This window comes from Pedobacter sp. B4419 (genome assembly GCF_059693725.1).
Window position 1 is genome coordinate 60,773 of sequence record NZ_JCASSL010000001.1, and the last position, 17,824, is coordinate 78,596.

General features: G+C 40.4%; 15 protein-coding genes. 11 read left to right on the forward strand and 4 right to left on the reverse strand.

What is annotated here, in order from left to right:
* The first annotated feature begins 53 nt into the window (after positions 1-53).
* Together AC570H_RS00195 and AC570H_RS00200 are read left to right on the forward strand one after the other, a co-directional pair.
* On the forward strand, positions 54-638 hold the full coding sequence (locus tag AC570H_RS00195) for a hypothetical protein (RefSeq protein ID WP_497350482.1): 585 nt from the start codon (positions 54-56) through the stop codon (positions 636-638).
* Positions 639-664: 26 nt separating this feature from the next.
* Positions 665-1,195 (forward strand): hypothetical protein, encoded by a 531-nt coding sequence (locus AC570H_RS00200; protein ID WP_497350484.1) that lies wholly within the window; start codon positions 665-667, stop codon positions 1,193-1,195.
* A gap of 278 nt (positions 1,196-1,473) precedes the next feature.
* Here the strand turns inward: AC570H_RS00200 and AC570H_RS00205 are convergent, their stop codons facing one another.
* Together AC570H_RS00205 and AC570H_RS00210 are read right to left on the reverse strand one after the other, a co-directional pair.
* A complete protein-coding gene (locus AC570H_RS00205) occupies positions 1,474-1,665 on the reverse strand; it encodes a hypothetical protein (protein WP_497350486.1) in 192 nt (63 codons plus the stop codon).
* 209 nt (positions 1,666-1,874) lie between these two features.
* Positions 1,875-2,462 (reverse strand): RNA polymerase sigma factor, encoded by a 588-nt coding sequence (locus AC570H_RS00210; protein ID WP_199141906.1) that lies wholly within the window; start codon positions 2,460-2,462, stop codon positions 1,875-1,877.
* A 263-nt stretch (positions 2,463-2,725) separates the two neighbouring features.
* Between AC570H_RS00210 and uvrA the strand changes: the two genes are divergently transcribed.
* From uvrA to AC570H_RS00255, 9 genes are all read left to right on the forward strand, one after another.
* Positions 2,726-5,527 carry an excinuclease ABC subunit UvrA gene (gene uvrA, locus AC570H_RS00215; RefSeq protein WP_497350488.1) on the forward strand — a complete coding sequence of 934 codons (2,802 nt, stop codon included), beginning with the start codon at positions 2,726-2,728 and terminating at the stop codon, positions 5,525-5,527.
* A gap of 57 nt (positions 5,528-5,584) precedes the next feature.
* Complete coding sequence (locus AC570H_RS00220) at positions 5,585-6,196, forward strand: LysE family transporter (RefSeq protein ID WP_497350490.1); 612 nt, start codon at positions 5,585-5,587, stop codon at positions 6,194-6,196.
* Between the two features lie 245 nt (positions 6,197-6,441).
* Complete coding sequence (locus AC570H_RS00225; protein ID WP_497350492.1) at positions 6,442-8,052, forward strand: sensor histidine kinase; 1,611 nt, start codon at positions 6,442-6,444, stop codon at positions 8,050-8,052.
* Position 8,053: 1 nt separating this feature from the next.
* Entirely contained in the window at positions 8,054-8,797 is a 744-nt protein-coding gene (locus tag AC570H_RS00230) for a LytR/AlgR family response regulator transcription factor (RefSeq protein ID WP_497350494.1), read from the forward strand.
* Positions 8,798-8,877: 80 nt separating this feature from the next.
* Positions 8,878-9,150: a hypothetical protein gene (locus tag AC570H_RS00235; protein ID WP_497350496.1), complete on the forward strand. Its 273-nt coding sequence runs from the start codon at positions 8,878-8,880 to the stop codon at positions 9,148-9,150.
* A gap of 112 nt (positions 9,151-9,262) precedes the next feature.
* Positions 9,263-10,675, forward strand: coding sequence for a TlpA family protein disulfide reductase (locus AC570H_RS00240; RefSeq protein WP_497350498.1), 1,413 nt, complete (start codon positions 9,263-9,265; stop codon positions 10,673-10,675).
* Position 10,676: 1 nt separating this feature from the next.
* A complete protein-coding gene (locus tag AC570H_RS00245) occupies positions 10,677-12,479 on the forward strand; it encodes a sensor histidine kinase (protein WP_497350500.1) in 1,803 nt (600 codons plus the stop codon).
* A 1-nt stretch (position 12,480) separates the two neighbouring features.
* Positions 12,481-13,224 carry a LytR/AlgR family response regulator transcription factor gene (locus AC570H_RS00250; protein ID WP_497350502.1) on the forward strand — a complete coding sequence of 248 codons (744 nt, stop codon included), beginning with the start codon at positions 12,481-12,483 and terminating at the stop codon, positions 13,222-13,224.
* 323 nt (positions 13,225-13,547) lie between these two features.
* Positions 13,548-14,099, forward strand: coding sequence for a LytR/AlgR family response regulator transcription factor (locus tag AC570H_RS00255; protein ID WP_497350504.1), 552 nt, complete (start codon positions 13,548-13,550; stop codon positions 14,097-14,099).
* Between the two features lie 257 nt (positions 14,100-14,356).
* Here the strand turns inward: AC570H_RS00255 and AC570H_RS00260 are convergent, their stop codons facing one another.
* Positions 14,357-14,959: a YdeI/OmpD-associated family protein gene (locus AC570H_RS00260; protein WP_497350506.1), complete on the reverse strand. Its 603-nt coding sequence runs from the start codon at positions 14,957-14,959 to the stop codon at positions 14,357-14,359.
* Positions 14,960-15,229: 270 nt separating this feature from the next.
* Positions 15,230-17,449, reverse strand: a complete 2,220-nt coding sequence (locus tag AC570H_RS00265; RefSeq protein WP_497350508.1) for a cation:proton antiporter domain-containing protein — start codon at positions 17,447-17,449, stop codon at positions 15,230-15,232.
* Positions 17,450-17,824 lie beyond the last annotated feature (375 nt).

Below are 17,824 nucleotides of genomic sequence, written 5' to 3' on the forward strand. Positions count from 1 at the left end.
TTCATCTGTTTTTGATAGGGTAATTTAGATCAGAAAATTAAAATCGAAAACACATGAAAAGCAAATTATTAGTAATGGCCGGCCTGTTTGGATTTTGCAGCGAGGCCATAGCACAAAATGAGCAAGAACCATCATTTAGCAACATGTATATGAATGCCGAATATGGCAAAACAAAAAGCTACCAGCACATGATCCAAGGTGGAGCTTATTTGCAGCTCGATCAATTTTACTTTAAGGTTAAAGCAGTAAGTGCCTTTGACGATAATACCAAGGCCGAGAAAAAACTATACGAAGACTATTATTACGATAGCGATCGTGCGCAGGAAAATGTTGGCTTTGAAGACATCAGCTTTATGGCAGGAAAAAATTATCGGGCAGGAAAACATCATCAAATCCAATTTGGGGCTGGCTTATCGGCTTTTGTCAAAACAGACAAGGACGAAACCTTTAATAGGCAAAAGGAATCTTACCAGCCTGATCGCTTCAAAAAGAAATTTACCGTTGGCCTCCCTGCAGAAGTAAGGTATTCGTTCCAGTTCAAGAGGGCTTTTGCCATTAGTTGCTCGGGAATAGCCAATGCCAATTTCCTTAAAAGTTATGCAGGTGTTTCGGCTGGCATTGCTGTAGGCTTGTTTTAATCAATTAACCGCTAAATTAAATCAACATGAAATCATCATTGTTAACCGTACTGGTTTGTTTTTCGTTCATTGGCAAGGCCCAATCGCCAATTGACGATTTTCTGAGGGCATCGAGTCCAGGGCTTGAAATTGGAGTAAGTTCCACAAAAGAACCCATGATGTCTGGATTTTATAGCTATAGTAAAACAAATACCTATCTAAAGTTCAAGTTTTCAGCCATACTTCAAGAGGAATATGAAGAAAATATCCGTGCAGAAGCGAAGCCAAGCCTGGGTGAAGTTGGTTTCTTGATCGGAAGGCGACTGGATATTGGAAATTCACAGATTTTAGAATTTGGAGCTGGAGGCATGTATGTAGGTGCCCTGAGAAATGAAAAACTTTCCAGTCGAAACGCAAATCTGCCGAAAAAAGCAATTGGTTTTGCGGGCGAAATCCGCTATGGCTTTCGATTAAAAGATAATGTGGGCCTCACGTTTTCAATAAACGGCAATTTGAACAAACGGAAGGATTTTGCAGCAACAGGGATCGGCATCGTGCTTAAAGAGGGTTGGTTTTAAGGCAATGAAAAGATTTATTGGCCTTTGATTTTATGCGAAGGAAAACCAGCTAAGGCTCTGAACGAAAATCCGAGAACCTTTTTTGCATTGGCTATTTAGAGCGGGGTATAAAAAGAAAGCTGGAAAAAACTCACCTTAACCCCTAAAACATATGAAAAGCTGGTGCTTCATAACACGGTTTATGAAAAACCAAATTGGTAAGGCCTTTTGGGAGGTAGTTGAGCTGTAAATTGCTTTCTAAAAAAAAGTCCCGAGCTACTGAGCCGGGACTTTTTTGATTACTTTTTTTTAGCGTAGGCTAAAATTTTCTCGATGGTCTCGTTAGACGGTTCTTTTGCCAACTGGTCCAATTTGGATTTAATGCTGTTGTAAAACAACTGATTTTGTTGGTCGCCCTCATCTAGTGCCTTTTCAACAGGCTGTGGACTTGAGAAATTAGTAAGGTTGTTTAATGTAGAGGTTTTTGTCATACGCAATATTTATTTTTCTGGTTGTTTAAAAAGATAAACGTAATTGCATATGTTTTATTTTATGGCCTTTACAAATTAATTATTTTTTCCAAATAAAATTTTTCAAAATGCCGATTCCGTCAATTTTAGCCAAATAATTAACTGCGAATTAAATAATTTAACCAATTTATGGAATGGATCGAACACTAATAAAAACGAGATGGAAAAAATTAGAGCCCCCTTGGGCTGACTTCTTTTACCTTCATCATCTTGCGCAGGTTGCTCAAGGCGTAGCGCATTCGGCCCAAAGCCGTATTAATGCTTACGTCGGTCAAGTCGGCAATTTCCTTAAAGCTCAAATCTGCGTAATGGCGCATAATCAGCACTTCTTTTTGTTCGTCGGGCAATAAATGGATCATTGCGCGCAGGTCGAGGTGCGTTTGCTCGCGAAGCATGCGTTCTTCGGCACTTTCTTCGTGTATCTGCAATAGGTTGAGCACATCGGTTCCATCGGCACTGGTAATAACCGGTGCACGTTTCTCGCGACGGAAATAGTCGATGACCAAGTTATGGGCAATGCGCATTACCCAAGGCAAAAACTTGCCTTCTTCGTTGTATCGGCCGCTGCGTAAAGTGTTGATTACCTTGATGAAAGCATCTTGAAAGATGTCTTCTGCCAGGTATTGGTCTTTTACCAATAAATAAATAGAGGTATATATTTTGGATTTGTGTCTCCGAAGTAATTCTTCTAATACAGATTCTTCTCCGTTAAGATATAGCTTCACTAAATCCTGATCACTATGCTGCTGTAATTTCATAGGAGTGCGTATACTAAAATTCTTCTCGTTTTATTAAAATAATAAATAAGTAGCTTTTTAATCTATAGCAGATCTCCTTGTTTTTAAAATACAGTTTCTAATCGTGTGAGTTATAAATTCAAAAGAAAGGTTTTTTTTTGAAATTCCAATAATAATTCTGCTAAAATTTGTAAAATTTTATAAATCGCATCTTATTTTTAGAGGGGTTGAAACCAAAATCGTAAATTTGGGGTTACAATAGAATATAGCTAATCAAGCGGTACATGAGCAAGGAAATAGAGAAAGATCCACACCAAAACATCATCATTAAAGGCGCCAGGGTACACAATCTTAAAAATATAGATGTGGCCATTCCGAAGAATAAACTAGTGGTTATTACAGGAATGTCGGGCTCCGGAAAATCTTCCCTTGCTTTCGATACCCTATATGCAGAGGGCCAACGCCGTTATGTAGAGAGTTTATCGTCTTATGCACGCCAGTTTATGGGGCGTATGAACAAGCCTGATGTAGATTATATTAAAGGCATTGCGCCGGCAATTGCCATCGAGCAAAAGGTAATAACTTCTAATCCGCGGTCAACCGTAGGTACTTCTACAGAGATTTACGATTACCTCAAGCTTCTTTATTCGCGTATCGGCATTACTTATTCTCCTGTTTCGGGGCAGGTGGTTAAAAAAGATACGGTGAGTACAGTGGTCGATTTTATTGTAGGCCTGGGCACCGATAGCGTAGTTACGGTATTTTGTCCGCTACACCCGCACAACAACAGAACGATAAAAGAAGAATTGGCCGTGTTGCTCCAAAAGGGATTTTTAAGGGTTTACTTTAACAATAAAATCACCAAAATAGAGGAGGTGCTGGAAGATAAATCTATAAAAGACATCAAACTCGCCGATAACGATACCATTAAAATCCTCATCGACCGTATCGTAGTAAACGAAGAAGAGGAGACCCTAAGTCGCATTGCCGATTCGGTGCAAACTGCTTTTTTTGAAGGCAAAGGCGATTGTTACGTGGAGCACGAAGGCAAGCAGACTTTCTTTTGTGATCGCTTTGAGTTGGATGGGATTAAATTCGAGGAGCCTACGCCTAACTTTTTCAGCTTCAACAATCCCTACGGGGCCTGTAAACGTTGTGAAGGTTATGGCAATGTAATTGGCATCGACGAAGATTTGGTTGTGCCAGACAAAAGCAAAAGTATTTACGATAACGCCATTGCGCCTTGGCGTGGTGAGAAAATGGGCGAATGGCTGAAACGTTTCGTTAAAAATGCCGATAAATTCGATTTTCCGATCCATAGGCCTTACCGTGAGCTTGCCGAAGCACAGCAGCAATTATTGTGGACAGGAAACAGCTATTTTGCTGGGCTCGACCAATTTTTTAAGGAACTAGAAGAACAAACCTATAAAATACAATACCGTGTAATGCTTTCGCGCTATCGCGGTAAAACCGTTTGCCCTGATTGTAAGGGAACGCGCCTGCGCAAGGATGCTTCGTATGTGAAAGTAGGAGGCAAGTCTATTTTAGATATGGTATTGATGCCATTGTCTACCTTATTGCCCTTTTTCGAAAATTTGAATCTGACTGATACCCAGGCAAAAATATCCAAACGTTTATTGGCCGAAGTTTCAAGCAGGGTGCTTTACCTTAATAATGTTGGCTTAGGCTATTTGACTTTAAACCGTCTATCCAATACCCTTTCTGGCGGAGAGAGCCAACGTATTAATTTGGCGACTTCTTTGGGCAGCAGCTTGGTAGGTTCTGTTTATGTGCTTGATGAACCGAGCATCGGTTTACACCCTCGAGATACGCATCGTTTAATCGGCGTACTCGAATCATTAAGGAATGTAGGCAATACCGTTTTGGTTGTGGAGCACGAAGAAGAAATGATGAAAGCGGCCGATCATATCATCGATATCGGTCCAGAAGCAGGCACGCATGGAGGCAATTTGGTATTTAGCGGTACCTATAAAGAGATTGTTAAAGATAAAAATTCGCTTACCGGCAGGTATTTGGCCGGAAAGGAAGAAATTGCTGTTCCTGCTAAAAGAAGAGAATGGCGCGATCACATCCTGATTAAGGGAGCCCGAGAAAACAACCTGAAAAACATTGATGTGAAATTCCCGTTGGGCATATTTACCTGCGTAAGCGGCGTATCTGGCTCTGGGAAAACCAGTTTGGTCAAAAAAATCCTTTATCCAGCCTTGCAAAAAGCCATTGGTAATTATGCAGGTGAACAAACTGGTGCCTACGATGGTGTTTTTGGAAATATCGATTTGGTAAGTGCGGTAGAGATGGTAGATCAAAACCCGATTGGCCGTTCTTCGCGTTCTAATCCGGTCACCTATGTAAAGGCCTGGGATGATGTAAGGGCTTTATTTTCGGCATTGCCATCGGCAAAAGCTGCCGGACTAAAACCTGCAGCATTCTCTTTCAATGTAGAGGGCGGTCGTTGTGAGGTTTGCCAAGGAGAGGGCGAAGTGAAAATAGAAATGCAGTTCATGGCCGATATCTTTTTGCCATGTGAGGCGTGTGGAGGCAGAAGATTTAAGCAACAAGTGCTGGATATCACTTATCAGGATAAAAACGTAGCCGATATTTTGGACATGACCATTGAACAAGCGGTTGAGTTTTTTGCCAAGGAAAATAAAATCCTTCAAAAACTGCAGCCTTTGGTTGATGTGGGTTTGGGCTATGTGCATCTGGGCCAATCGTCAAATACCTTATCGGGTGGCGAGGCACAGCGGATCAAACTGGCTTCTTTCCTGATTAAAGGCAACAATGCCCAGAAAACGATGTTCATTTTTGATGAACCGACCACCGGCTTGCATTTCCACGACATCAAAAAACTGCTGAAAGCATTGCATACATTAATCGAACAGGGCAATACCATTTTGGTGATCGAACACAACATGGACATGATCAAATGTGCCGACTGGGTGATAGATATCGGCCCAGAAGGTGGCGATAAAGGCGGAAATGTAGTGTTTGAGGGCAAACCCGAAGATTTATTGAATGTGAAGGAGTCTTATACAGGCCAATTTTTAAAAGCCCATTTGAAATAGTATCTTAGCGAACTTATGCTCTTTCTGACCTTAATTATAGGCATACTGCTAAATGCCATGGGCTACATACCGCCTGGAAACATCAACCTGACGGTTGCACAGCTCACCATCAATAAGGGCATGCGGCAAGCTTGGTCATTTATTTTGGCTTTTTCCTGTGTAGAGGTTCTTTTTACTTTTGGGATGATGCGCTTTGCCCGTTGGGTATCTAGCGATGTAAACCTTGATTCCAATATCAACGAAGTAAGGCTGGGCACCTATGTAGATATCTTTATGATTACCCTTTTTGTGGTAATGGGTACCCTTACTTGGATCAACCGTAATAAGGTGCCTAAAACGAAGGATAGCAACAGCAGCAAACGGGGCAGTATGTTTTATGGCATGCTCTTGGGGGTTTTAAATCCTGTGCAAATCCCTTTCTGGCTGTTTTTTGGCAACTACGTGATCTTGCACGAGTGGATCAAGACCGATTATTTGTCGCTTATCATTTTTAGCCTTGGCTCCGGAATAGGTTCAACAGTAGCGCTTTATGGCTATGCCCACTTTGCGCGCTACATACAGGAAAAATTTGCTTTGAGCAGCCACTTGATCAATAAATCCATCGCAATATTTCTTTGGATACTGGCACTCTATCTTGTTGTAAAACAGGCTGTGATTTATTTGAGGTAAGAGGTTGGTTCGTTGGCTGATTAGTCATTGGTTGTATCATTATTTATCGATGCTTCATGCTGGACTTGATCCAGCATCTCACTCTAGATAGGATTCAGAGAGAATTTAAACTATCAACCATCAATCTCTATCTAAATTCTACTTCATTTCTAATAAATGCTCAATGATTTGGGCCAATTGCTATCTTCATCTTTTTTTAAAGTTAAATTACCAGCAGGTTTGAGGAAATCTTAAACTTGAAAACCATGAAAAATACCATTCTCATTGCCTTGCTTTTATTTGTTGCAGGCTTTTTAAGCGCCCAGCAAAGGAGCAACCTAAATGCATTAGTTCCTGATAAAAATGGGAAGCCAACATTATATCCAATATCGAGTCAGATACAAGGGAACGGAAGCCTATCTCTAGGAATGTTTATAGATAAATCTACAACGTTCCTCTCTAATTTTAATGCAGTATTAGGCCAACAACAATCAAATTTTGTGTATCTAGAGGGGGCAAAAATGGTAGATATTCAAACCTCTATACCAAGTGATAGCCTATCGATTTACCGTTATTCGATAATTGAAAATGACACAGTCAGAATTGTGAATGATGCAGTTCCAATAGCAACTAAGTCTTCTGTCTATCAAAACAAACCTTTTATGGCTGCCAGTTTTGGAAAACATAATATCGATGGGAAAAAACTTACTATTCTTTACTATAAAATAAACAACAGGACTTTGGTTTCGAGTGTAGTTATTTATAATAGGAAAATCCCGAAGGCTCAGGATCTGATGGTTGGCATAAAGAAAAAGCTCAATGATAGCACAACTACTTTCTCATCTTTACCAAAAGACTTGGTAATTACAGATGAAAATACCTTAGGATTTGAAGTCTTGACTAAATCTAATGAGTTCTCAAATCTTTATTCTGTTTCCATACAGGAAAAACTGGAGAATGATACCATAGGCATCAATACATTTTTTCAGGCTTGGGAGTTAAAGCTAGGCGAGGGTTTTGCCAGTATGTTGTTGCCTTGGCAATTTTTTGAGAAAACCGGCAAGTTTGAAATAAGAGTACAGCCTAAATTTGGTAAGATCTCAGAGGATCAGATTACAAGGAAAACAATATTTGTAAGGCGAGAGGTCAGATCTGTCTCACCAAAGCAGCTTATTATTTATGGTCTTATTTTATGTGCTGTTTTTGGGGCCATTATGGGTGGAAGCATTGCTTATATTAAGAAAAAAGGATATCAAAAACTAGTGCTAGAGGAACAACAAAAAGAACTGGCCAAAACAAAATTAGCAACGGTGCGTTCGCAACTTAACCCGCACTTTTTGTTCAATGCCTTAGCAGGGATCCAAAATTTAATGAATCAGCAAAAAACAGCAGAGGCCAACAGCTATTTAACCAAATTTGCGAGGTTAACCCGAAATGTGCTCGATAATGAAGAGTTGGTTAGTCTTGCCGATGAAAAAGCATTACTCGACGATTATTTGCAGATGGAACAATTGCGGTTTGGATTTGCCTATCAGATCAATATCGATCCTCAACTGGTTATAGCAGATGTAGAAATACCATCAATGTTATTACAGCCTTTTGTAGAGAATGCAGTAAAGCATGGCGTAAGTGAGAAGGAAGAAAAAGGTAAAATTGAGATCGAATTTATTAAACAAAATGAAGACCTGGTTTTAGCAGTAAGGGATAATGGCGATGGCTTTGATGTAGCTAAAAATTACGAAGGCCTAGGTTTACAGCTCAGCAAAAATAGAATAGCTTTACTAAATACCATTTACAAGGAGACGCCTTTTGTTTTGAGTATGAGTGCTGAGGCAAATCAAACCAGAATTACAGTAACTTTAACCCAATGGTTATAAGATGAGGACAATTTTAATCGACGATGAAAAGGCAAACCTGCAGAATTTGCAGGTTCTGTTGGCGAGCCATTGCCCTATGGTGAATGTGGTTGCAACTGCAAATCGTATTGACGAAGCTGTTCAACTCATTAACTTGCATCAGCCAGATTTACTTTTTTTAGATATACAGATGGGCAAGCAATCAGGCTTCGATCTGCTCAATTTATTGCCGAAAAAATCTTTCGAAATCATTTTTGTGACAGCTTATGATCAATATGGCATTCAAGCGGTAAAATTCGCTGCGTTGGATTATTTGTTAAAACCGGTAAATTCTGATGAGTTGATCATTGCAGTAAATAAAGCAAGTGAGCGCATCAAACATAAAACGGAGAACGAACAACTTGGCTTCCTGCTACAACAGTTAAAAAGAGCTGATCTCTCTCCTCCTAAAATAGCTTTGCCACAACTTAATGAAATTAGATACGTTTCTATAAATGATATTGTAAGGTGTGAATCTTCGAATAATTACACTTTCTTTTTCTTTATTAATAGTGATAAAATCCTGATTTCAAAATCCCTAAAAGAATACGCCGACCTGCTCAAAACCAATGGTTTCTTGCGTGTACACCAGAGCCATTTGGTTAATCCGACTTATGTAAAAAGCTGGCTTAAGGAAGATGGAGGTACCCTGTTAATGGAGAATGGCGATAAAATTCCGGTTTCAAAACCAAACCGTGAAAGCATTAAGTTGGCTCTAGGGAAATAGCTAGGTTTAGTCCTTAGTCCAAAGTCTTTAGTCTTTGGGTGCTGAAAACCTCTTCCATCTTACCTTTTCCATTCTTTTCTTTGAAAGCTTTGCACTTTGCCCGTTGGGTATCTAGAGATGTAAACCTTGATTCCAATATCAATGAAGTAAGGCTGGGTACCTATATAGATATCTTTATGATTACCTCTGGAATAGGCTCAACAGTAGCGCTTTATGGCTATGCCCACTTTGCACGCTACATACAGGAAAAATTTGCCTTGAGCAGCCACTTGATCAATAAATCTATCGCCATATTTCTTTGGATACTGGCACTCTATCTTGTTGTAAAACAGGCTGTGATTTATTTGAGGTAATCCGAATACTGTTTGTAGCGGTATAGATACTTTTTCACTGAGCCTTTTTGCTATTTATGGCTTTTCTGGTAAAGATTGATTGATGAGTTTTGGATCATCAATTATTCTAAACATGAAAAATATAATCTCCATTGCCTTGTGTTGTCTTCTTGCCTTAACCGGCATGGCGCAGCAACGTACCAGAATTACTGGAAAATTAATCAATTGCCAAGATAAGGTTCTAGAATTGGTACCCAATACTGGGAATTTTAAAGATAGTATTCTTGTAAATGCCGATGGCAGTTTCAGTTACGAAACCATAAAGATCAAAGGGCCTTTCCGGGCGGGTCTCACCAACAGAAAGCAAATTCAAATCCAGTTGTTCTTAGCCCCAGGTTATGATCTGCAACTCGATGCCGATGTAAAGGATTACCAAACAGCAAAATCAACGCTTACCTATACCGGAATTGGGGCTAAAACCAATAGTTACTGGCAAGAAGCCTTGGCAAAATCTAAGCCTGATACTGTGAAATGGAATGCCAAAGATCCTGATGCCTACATTGCACATCAATTAGTTTTTTTAAATGATCATACCCTTATCAATAAAATATTTGATGTATCCAACCGCGAGCCTTATGCCGATTATTTTAGGCAATCGCTGTTACTGGACAAGAGGTTTGGCCCTTTGATTGGATTATTCAATTCGTACGCCTATGAAAACAAGCTGACTTGGACACAAATTCATCAAATGGTTAAACAATTAGGCTTTAAAGCATTAGAAAACGAGCTGAATAATGAAGCAAATTTAGCCAGCAGTAGTTTTTCCTATTTTGTTTCGGAGTATCCCTTCTACTGTAAAGAATACAATGCTTTTCCAGCCGATAGTGCAAGAAAGGAACAGGGAAACTATACTTTATACCTTTGTTCCAAATTGTTTAGCGGAAAGGTATACGATTATGTAGCCAGCCAAACCATCGAAAGAAATATGACGTCTGTTTATAAACTGGAAGATATTTATAAGTTAACGCCCTATATTGAAAAAATAAATGAACCAAAACTAAGGGAACGGCTAGAGAATTTAAAAACCGCAAGAATAAAAACAGCTTTCGGCTTACAAGCAGGTAATGTTTCGCCAGCATTTAACCTGCCTGATACCAGTGGCAACCTGCATCATTTAGATCGCTTTAAAGGTAAAGTAGTTTATATAGATCTTTGGGCGAGCTGGTGCGGGCCTTGTAAAGAAGAAACCCCCTACTTAAAGAAAATCTACAATCAATATAAAGACAATGGCCAATTGGAGATAATCAGTATCGCTGCTTTTGATGCCAAAAATAGAAAACGAAGGTATGACATCATAAAGAAAGATGGGATGGAATGGTTGCAACTAGAAGATACCAACGACACTTTTGCCAAAGCCTACCAGGCTAATTTTATTCCTAGGTTTATTATTATTGATAAGCAAGGCAAGATAGTAGACAGTGATGCAGTTAGGCCAAGCGAACCAGAAAAATTAGTAGCCATCTTAAACCGTGAAATAGCTAAATAACATGAAGAAAATTATTTTGATAGTCTTGCTATTAGCCAACTGTGGTGCCTTTGCACAGATAGACACTACCAAGTATGTGCATATTGAAGGTACAAGTAGTTATATTTTGAAAAGTGATTCCTCTAAATACATACAGTATGATGGCCGTAAACTTGTTGATATTCGCAAAGCGACATCGGCGCAACTCGAAAGAATTGCTTTCAGAAAGCGATCAAATGTGCTGTCGGATAATCGCTTCTGGGGTCTTTACGTAGGATTTTATCCCGGTGATTTTCCTAGGCACTCATTGGCACTGAGGTTTCAGCAAAATACGGGTGCAGAGATTTATCAAGGCAACCCGTGGCAATGGGGTACCCTTTTTAGGAATACGGTGCTTATTGATGGCGCTTCTGCCGTAGAAGTAATTGACGGTTTAATTACTCCAGAAAATGCAAAAGATTATCGCTATCGGATTATTCAAAATGATAATAAAGAGCTTAAGAGCTGGTCTATTCCTAACAACTTTCGTCAAACCGAAGATGGAAAAGCGAGTTATTGCTATTTGGGCAAGATCGAAAACCAGGAAAACCAGTTTGTTTTAGTGGAAATCTACAATGTAAATAATTATAAAGACCGTGATGCGATGATCATAGATTGGCGTAAACCAAGGGCATTAAATTTCTGGACCACGCTTGATTATCGATCTAAAACGTGGGGAAGTTCATTATTGTCGGCTTCCTTAGGCAAGGATAAAAAATCGGCGAAAGTAAATTTTCTAGAAACCGATACTTTAAATGACATTAAGTTTAGGTTGGGCGATTCTTTGGTTCGGATCGGGTTTCGTTCTATGAATCTGCCTACGCCGTATAATTACCAAATCAGCCTGAAAAGGACCATTGACGACAAAATTGAAAACATAGAGTTAGGCGAATATAATGGTAGTTATTTCTTATACAAGGAATATTGGAACAAGCCGGGGCAATATGAAATTACTTTTACGCCAAAATTAGTAAAGCCGGGAGGTCGCCCTATTAAATACCTGGTAGAGCAGGCAAAACGATTTAAGTTCACGGTGCTTCCTGAATTGCATCCCAAGCGAATCTTATCCAGCAAACAAATTGCCATAATTGGTCTTGTTTTATGTGCTGTATTTGGAGCGATTTTAGGCGCAGTGGTAACCAGGCTTAAAAAGAAAAACCAAAAGCAGGTGCTTGGTGAGCAGCAGCAAAAAGAATTGGCTAAAACACAGCTGGCCATGGTGCGTTCACAGCTTAATCCACACTTCTTGTTCAATGCCTTGGCGGGTATTCAAAACCTGATGAACAAACAAAAAACAGACGAAGCCAATCGGTACTTGTCTAAGTTCGCACGCCTAACCAGAAATGTGCTCGATAATAAAGAATTGGTGAGCTTGGCCGAAGAGCAGGCATTGCTCACAGACTACCTGCAGATGGAGCAGCTTCGTTTCGGGTTCAGTTATGAGATTAAGGCAAGCGATAATTTAGATGCTGATAACATAGAAATCCCAGCCATGTTGCTCCAGCCCTTTGTAGAAAATGCCGTAAAGCACGGAATAGCCCAAAAAGAAAAAGCTGGCTATATCGCTGTGTCATTTGAGCAGCAGGATAAAGACCTCGTCCTTCAGGTAACAGACAATGGCCAAGGTTTTGACACGGCTAAAAATTACGAAGGATTAGGCTTGCAGTTGAGCAAAAACAGAATATCTTTATTAAATGCCATTTATCAGGAAACGCCTATTCATCTAATGATGGAGGCAAAGGATAAAGGAACCATCATTACAATTACTTTAACACAATGGTTATAAAATGCGAGCAATACTAGTAGATGATGAACAGGCAAATTTGGAGAATATGCAGTTGCTGTTGGAAAAGTATTGTCCTACAGTAAAGATAGTTGGCTACGCTACGCAATTGGAAGAGGCGAGTGCACTTATCCAGTTGCATCAGCCAGATCTTCTCTTTCTAGACATTCAGCTTGGTAAAAACACGGGCTTTGACCTATTGATTAAATTGGAGGAAAAACCATTCGAAGTGATTTTTGTAACTGCTTATGATCATTATGGCATTCAGGCCATTAAATTTGCAGCCTTAGATTACCTCTTGAAACCAGTAAATCCAGATGAATTGGTGCATGCAGTAGGCAAGGCCGAAAGTAAGGTAAAACACAAACACCAGAATGAGCAGCTTAATTTTTTATTGCAGCAGCTCAAACAAACAGAAACAAGTGCCCCAAAAATAGCCTTGCCCCAACAAAATGAGATCAGGTATGTAGCTGTGAGTGAAATTGTGCGTTGCGAAGCGGCCAATACCTATACTTTTTTCTTTTTAGCCGGTGGCGATAAAATTTTGGTTTCTAAACCTTTAAAAGAATATTCGGATCTGCTCAAACCTCATGGTTTCTTGCGTGTACACCAGAGCCATTTGGTTAATCCGGCTTACGTAAAAAGTTGGCTTAAGGAAGATGGAGGCACCCTGTTAATGGAGAATGGCGATAAAATTCCGGTGTCAAAACCAAACCGTGAGAGTATTAAATTGGCCTTGGGGAAATAGCTAGGTTTAGTCATTAGTCTATAGTCTTTGGGTGCTGAGAACCCCTTTCATCTTACCTTTTCCATATTTAAATACTCAGCCAATGTCGTAGAATACTCAATAGGACTTTCTTAAAGTTTATTTAAAGATAATTTTGGCTATGATCCAATGAAGGATTAAGCTTAATTAAATACAGATGTTAAACTTAGGTATTCCCGAAATTATTATGATTGTTATTGCACTGGGCTTTTTAGCCGGTTCGATTTGTGTAATTGTTTTACTATTTAAATATCTTGCAAATAGAAGTAAATAGTATAATGAGATTAGTTGTTAACTTTATCACTATGTTAAATCTTGGTACGCCCGAAATCATAATGATCTTGATTTCTACTATCGTTTTTGCGGTATTTCTGAGCTTGTTTGTTCTTCTTATTATTTACCTTACTAAACGTAGGGGAGAAGAAAAGACAGTTCTGTTAAGCCCTAATCAAATACAGTTTAGAAGTTTTCCGGGCGAGGAAGGAAAGCAAGCCACAAAACCGAACCTAGCCAAAGATAGACAACAATCAACTGTCGATTCTAAAATAGCCCTGCCTCAACATAGCGAAATCAGGTATGTTAAGGTAAAAGATATTATAAGGTGCGAAGCAGATGACAACTATACCAATTTTGTTTTGGACAATGAAAAGATCCTGATTTCAAAATCCCTAAAAGAATATTCGGATCTGCTCAAACCTCATAGTTTCTTGCGTGTACACCAGAGCCATTTGGTTAATCCTGCTTACGTAAAAAGTTGGCTCAAGGAAGATGGAGGCACTCTGTTAATGGAGAATGGCGATAAAATTCCTGTTTCTAAACCTAATAGGGAAAGTATTAAGAATGCGTTAGGGAAGTAGGTAGGTTGATTTTTAGCCGATAGTCCATGGTTGATGGTCTGGATTCATAAGTCTACGGTCGATTACACGCTCAAGACTGAAAACTAACAACCAATTTGTCAAAAGAGATTGCTTTGTCATTCCTTCTCACAATGACGATTTTTGGACTATGGACTTTCGACTTCTTTTTATTCTTCGCGAGAACTTTACGTCCTTTGCGATTTGTAAACTGAAAACTGCGAACTGAAAACTGCCAACTCACAACTACCAACTCAGAACTACCTCTGATACTTCCAATTCCTCGACTTGCCTTCGTTAAGCCATTCTATCGCGGTTTCCATACGCTTGTTTCTGGTGGCTTCGGCTTTGGCCTCGGTAATCCACTCTAGATATTCACGTCGGTGCGAAGGACTAAAGGCTTCAAAAGTTTGTTGCGCTTTTGGATGTTTGGCCAATAACGAGGCGAAATCTGCAGGCATGTCGATTGCTGCTTTAGGCACAACGTTCTTTTTAACCTTGGTGCCTTCTTCGTTTAGCTTGAGTGCCTGCAAGGTATATTCGATCAGGATTTTGGCTTCTGGCAAATCTTCCAGTTTTTCAATCCGACCCATGCTGCCCATCGCATTTTCCTTTTCGCTAAAGAGCTGATAAGGATCCTGCATCAAGGAGGTTTTCCAAAAACCAAATGCACAATGGGCCTTAAATGAGGCCATCGAGCAAATGGTACCTTTGTAGTCAAAATGTGGAAAGCCCCATTTAATGGTTTCGTTGATCAATGGGGAGGCCTGGTGGATCGTTGCCCTCAGCTGCTTTAAAATAGGCTGGGCAAAACTGGCCGCTTTGGCAATATAGTCATCCACGCGTTCGTCGTACTGTTTCATTTTTCAATGGTTTGGTAAATGAAATTAGTAAGAAGATTCTGTTTGCCCTAATTCTGCTAGAAAATATTATCTAACTTTCGCTACCGCGGGTTCTACTTTTTCCAGTAGCTGAAAAAGTAGACAAAAAAGCCACGACTGCGCCTGACGCTTCAATGGTAGTGTTTTGGCAAATTGGTGCCATTCGCGCCAGCCAAGGTCGGTTTTAGCCAAACGGAAGCCAATGCTATGGCCAGGGATCCGCATAAGGCTTCTTGCTTTATGCGGATCGTCTTACTTAAGCAATTCTGGAATACGCTTATTGTTGCCGACAATCCAAACGATATCTTCGTTTTCGAATACCATATTCGAATCTGGATTTAAGATCCGTTGTCCGTTACGCTCAATGCCTACCACTAAACCTTGTGTTTGCTCCCTGATGCCAGAACTTCGAATGCTTTGCCCAAAAACAGGCGATTTACTCGTGATCACCACTTTTTGCAGAGACATGTCCTGTTTAGGGAAGGTAGAGCCGTCATCGTTTAGCCTGCCTTCGAAAAGAGGAGTTACCGAAGCCAATTGATCATCGGTTCCGATAATCAGCACCTTGTCGTTGGGGTAGAGGCGTTCGTCACGGTTGGGCGTAGGAATCATGATCTTGCCACGCTCAATTAATGCGATGTTTACACCATGTTTTTCGCGGATGGCCAAATCGATCAGGCTTTTGCCCACCAATTCAGATTCTGGCGCTACCGTTAATTCGAGCAAGTGACTATCCCAAGGCAGTATTTCGGGCTGTTTATTAGCTTCATCGCGTGCATTGAGGTTATGCAAAAACCGGTGTTCCATACGCTCGTAAAAGCCTTGCAGTTTTCTGGAGAAAATAACCATGCCGCCAATAATCAAAACCAAGGCAATAGAAACCGCGATCCAGGTATTGTAAAATTGAACGATCAAAAAGCCCACAAAGAAGATAGCTAAAGCAATCCTTAAAAACTCAATAGCAACCAATGGGCCCCGGGTATATTTTTTATTGAGCCAAAGGTGCGAATAGGCTTTGCGTTCAATCCGCCTAATGGCCAGTGCCCATAAAAATGGCGCCATTAAAATCAAGGCAATGATGAGGCTAATTACGGTTCCATTGTGCCCGCCTAACAAATGCTTGCTTACAAAGGGCTGCAGGTATCTGGATGAAAGCAATACAAGGCCTACTAGAATTACGCCATGGATCAGGGTATTAAAAGCGTAGGCCCTTAATAGTTTTCGCCAATCGCTCAAGGTGGTGATGCCGGCTGTACTGCTGCTGTACCTGCCAATGCCTTCAACCCATTTGGTGGGCAAGGTTCTTTGCAAAAATCCAGCTAGCGGTTCTGCCGCTTTGATCATGTAGGGCGTGGTAAAAGTAGTTAGGGCCGAAACGGCAACGGCAATAGGGTAGAGAAAATGGCTGGTTACCTTGAGGCTCAATCCCAATGTGGCAATGATAAAAGAAAACTCGCCGATTTGGGTTAAGCTCAAGCCTGTTTGTACAGATGTTTTAAGTGGCTGGCCAGAAAGTAGCGCCCCCAAGCCTGCAAATAGAAATTTGCCGAAAATAATTCCAAAACTGATGATGAATACCGGGCCTGCATACTGAATCAAAACCGAAGGATCTATCATCATACCAACCGAAACAAAGAATACGGCGGCGAATAGGTCTTTAACTGATTTGGTGAGGTGTTCGATCTTTTCGGCCTGCGTAGTTTCGGCCAAGATAGAACCCATGATAAAGGCGCCCAATGCAGGAGAAAAACCTACTTTAACGGCCAAGAGTACCATTACTAAACACAAGGCCAAAGAAACCACCAACATGGTTTCATCGTTCATCAGCTTTTTAGTTGCCTTTAAAAAAGTGGGGATGATAAAAATTCCGCCCAAGAACCAAAGCGTTAGGAAAAAACCCAGTTTAAGTACGGAGATCAATACCTCGCCACCGGCAAATTGTTGGCTTACAGCCAAGGTAGAGAGCAATACCAATAGTAAAATGGCAAAGAGGTCTTCTACAATGAGTACACCGAATACGAGGCTTGCAAATTTCTTGTGCTTCACATTCTGTTCGTCGAAAGCGCGCATGATGATGGTGGTAGAGGAAATAGACATGATTCCTCCTAAAAAGATGCTGTCGATTTTAGACCAACCCAATAAAAGGCCGGTACAAAAGCCTAGGGTAAACATGCCGCAAACATCGATGATAGCGGTAATGCCAGCCGAGCCTCCAACCTTGGCCAGTTTTTTAAAACTGAACTCGAGCCCGAGGCTAAATAATAAGAAGATTACGCCAATTTCTGCCCAAATGGTAATGCTTTTCTGGTCGGTAACCGTGGGCATGAAACTGATATGTGGACCAACCAATACGCCAGCTAAAATATAGCCGAGTACGAGAGGTTGCTTAATTTTTTTGAAAAGGAGTGTAGTTACTCCGGCTGCGGCTAGAATAAGGCCTAAATCTGCAATTAATACAGGTAAATGGATCATAAAGTATAATTTTTTGATGAATAAATAATAATGCTGTGCGGGCAGTACATTTACCAAAAAGTATGCTTCGGATACAGGCAACCCCAGATAAAATGGTAGCTGTAATTGCCTTTATCCCTAAAAATCCTGACTGTTTGTATTGGAAAAAATGAATAACAATAAGCGTTGCGAAGAAACTGAATAGCCACTAAGGCAAAAGATGCAATAGGCTGCTGAATCAGATTGACCTCGTCGTTGGCCAATGTTTCTTTTTTAAAGGCCGATTTTGCCTTTTGATGAGGAATCGCGGCTTTAAGACTGGGGCCTGATTGCCGGATGGATATTGCAGAGTTTAATGTGCCCGAGTTTGTTTTGGCACGAGATGCCATACATAAA

Excerpts from the sequence above, each read along its gene's own strand:
- AC570H_RS00195 (WP_497350482.1), top strand. The coding sequence starts at position 54 with ATGAAAAGCAAATTATTAGTAATGGCCGGCCTGTTTGGATTTTGCAGC.
- AC570H_RS00200 (WP_497350484.1), top strand. The coding sequence starts at position 665 with ATGAAATCATCATTGTTAACCGTACTGGTTTGTTTTTCGTTCATTGGC.
- AC570H_RS00205 (WP_497350486.1), bottom strand. The coding sequence starts at position 1,665 with ATGACAAAAACCTCTACATTAAACAACCTTACTAATTTCTCAAGTCCA.
- AC570H_RS00210 (WP_199141906.1), bottom strand. The coding sequence starts at position 2,462 with ATGAAATTACAGCAGCATAGTGATCAGGATTTAGTGAAGCTATATCTT.
- uvrA (WP_497350488.1), top strand. The coding sequence starts at position 2,726 with ATGAGCAAGGAAATAGAGAAAGATCCACACCAAAACATCATCATTAAA.
- AC570H_RS00220 (WP_497350490.1), top strand. The coding sequence starts at position 5,585 with ATGGGCTACATACCGCCTGGAAACATCAACCTGACGGTTGCACAGCTC.
- AC570H_RS00225 (WP_497350492.1), top strand. The coding sequence starts at position 6,442 with ATGAAAAATACCATTCTCATTGCCTTGCTTTTATTTGTTGCAGGCTTT.
- AC570H_RS00230 (WP_497350494.1), top strand. The coding sequence starts at position 8,054 with ATGAGGACAATTTTAATCGACGATGAAAAGGCAAACCTGCAGAATTTG.
- AC570H_RS00240 (WP_497350498.1), top strand. The coding sequence starts at position 9,263 with ATGAAAAATATAATCTCCATTGCCTTGTGTTGTCTTCTTGCCTTAACC.
- AC570H_RS00245 (WP_497350500.1), top strand. The coding sequence starts at position 10,677 with ATGAAGAAAATTATTTTGATAGTCTTGCTATTAGCCAACTGTGGTGCC.
- AC570H_RS00250 (WP_497350502.1), top strand. The coding sequence starts at position 12,481 with ATGCGAGCAATACTAGTAGATGATGAACAGGCAAATTTGGAGAATATG.
- AC570H_RS00255 (WP_497350504.1), top strand. The coding sequence starts at position 13,548 with ATGTTAAATCTTGGTACGCCCGAAATCATAATGATCTTGATTTCTACT.
- AC570H_RS00260 (WP_497350506.1), bottom strand. The coding sequence starts at position 14,959 with ATGAAACAGTACGACGAACGCGTGGATGACTATATTGCCAAAGCGGCC.
- AC570H_RS00265 (WP_497350508.1), bottom strand. The coding sequence starts at position 17,449 with ATGATCCATTTACCTGTATTAATTGCAGATTTAGGCCTTATTCTAGCC.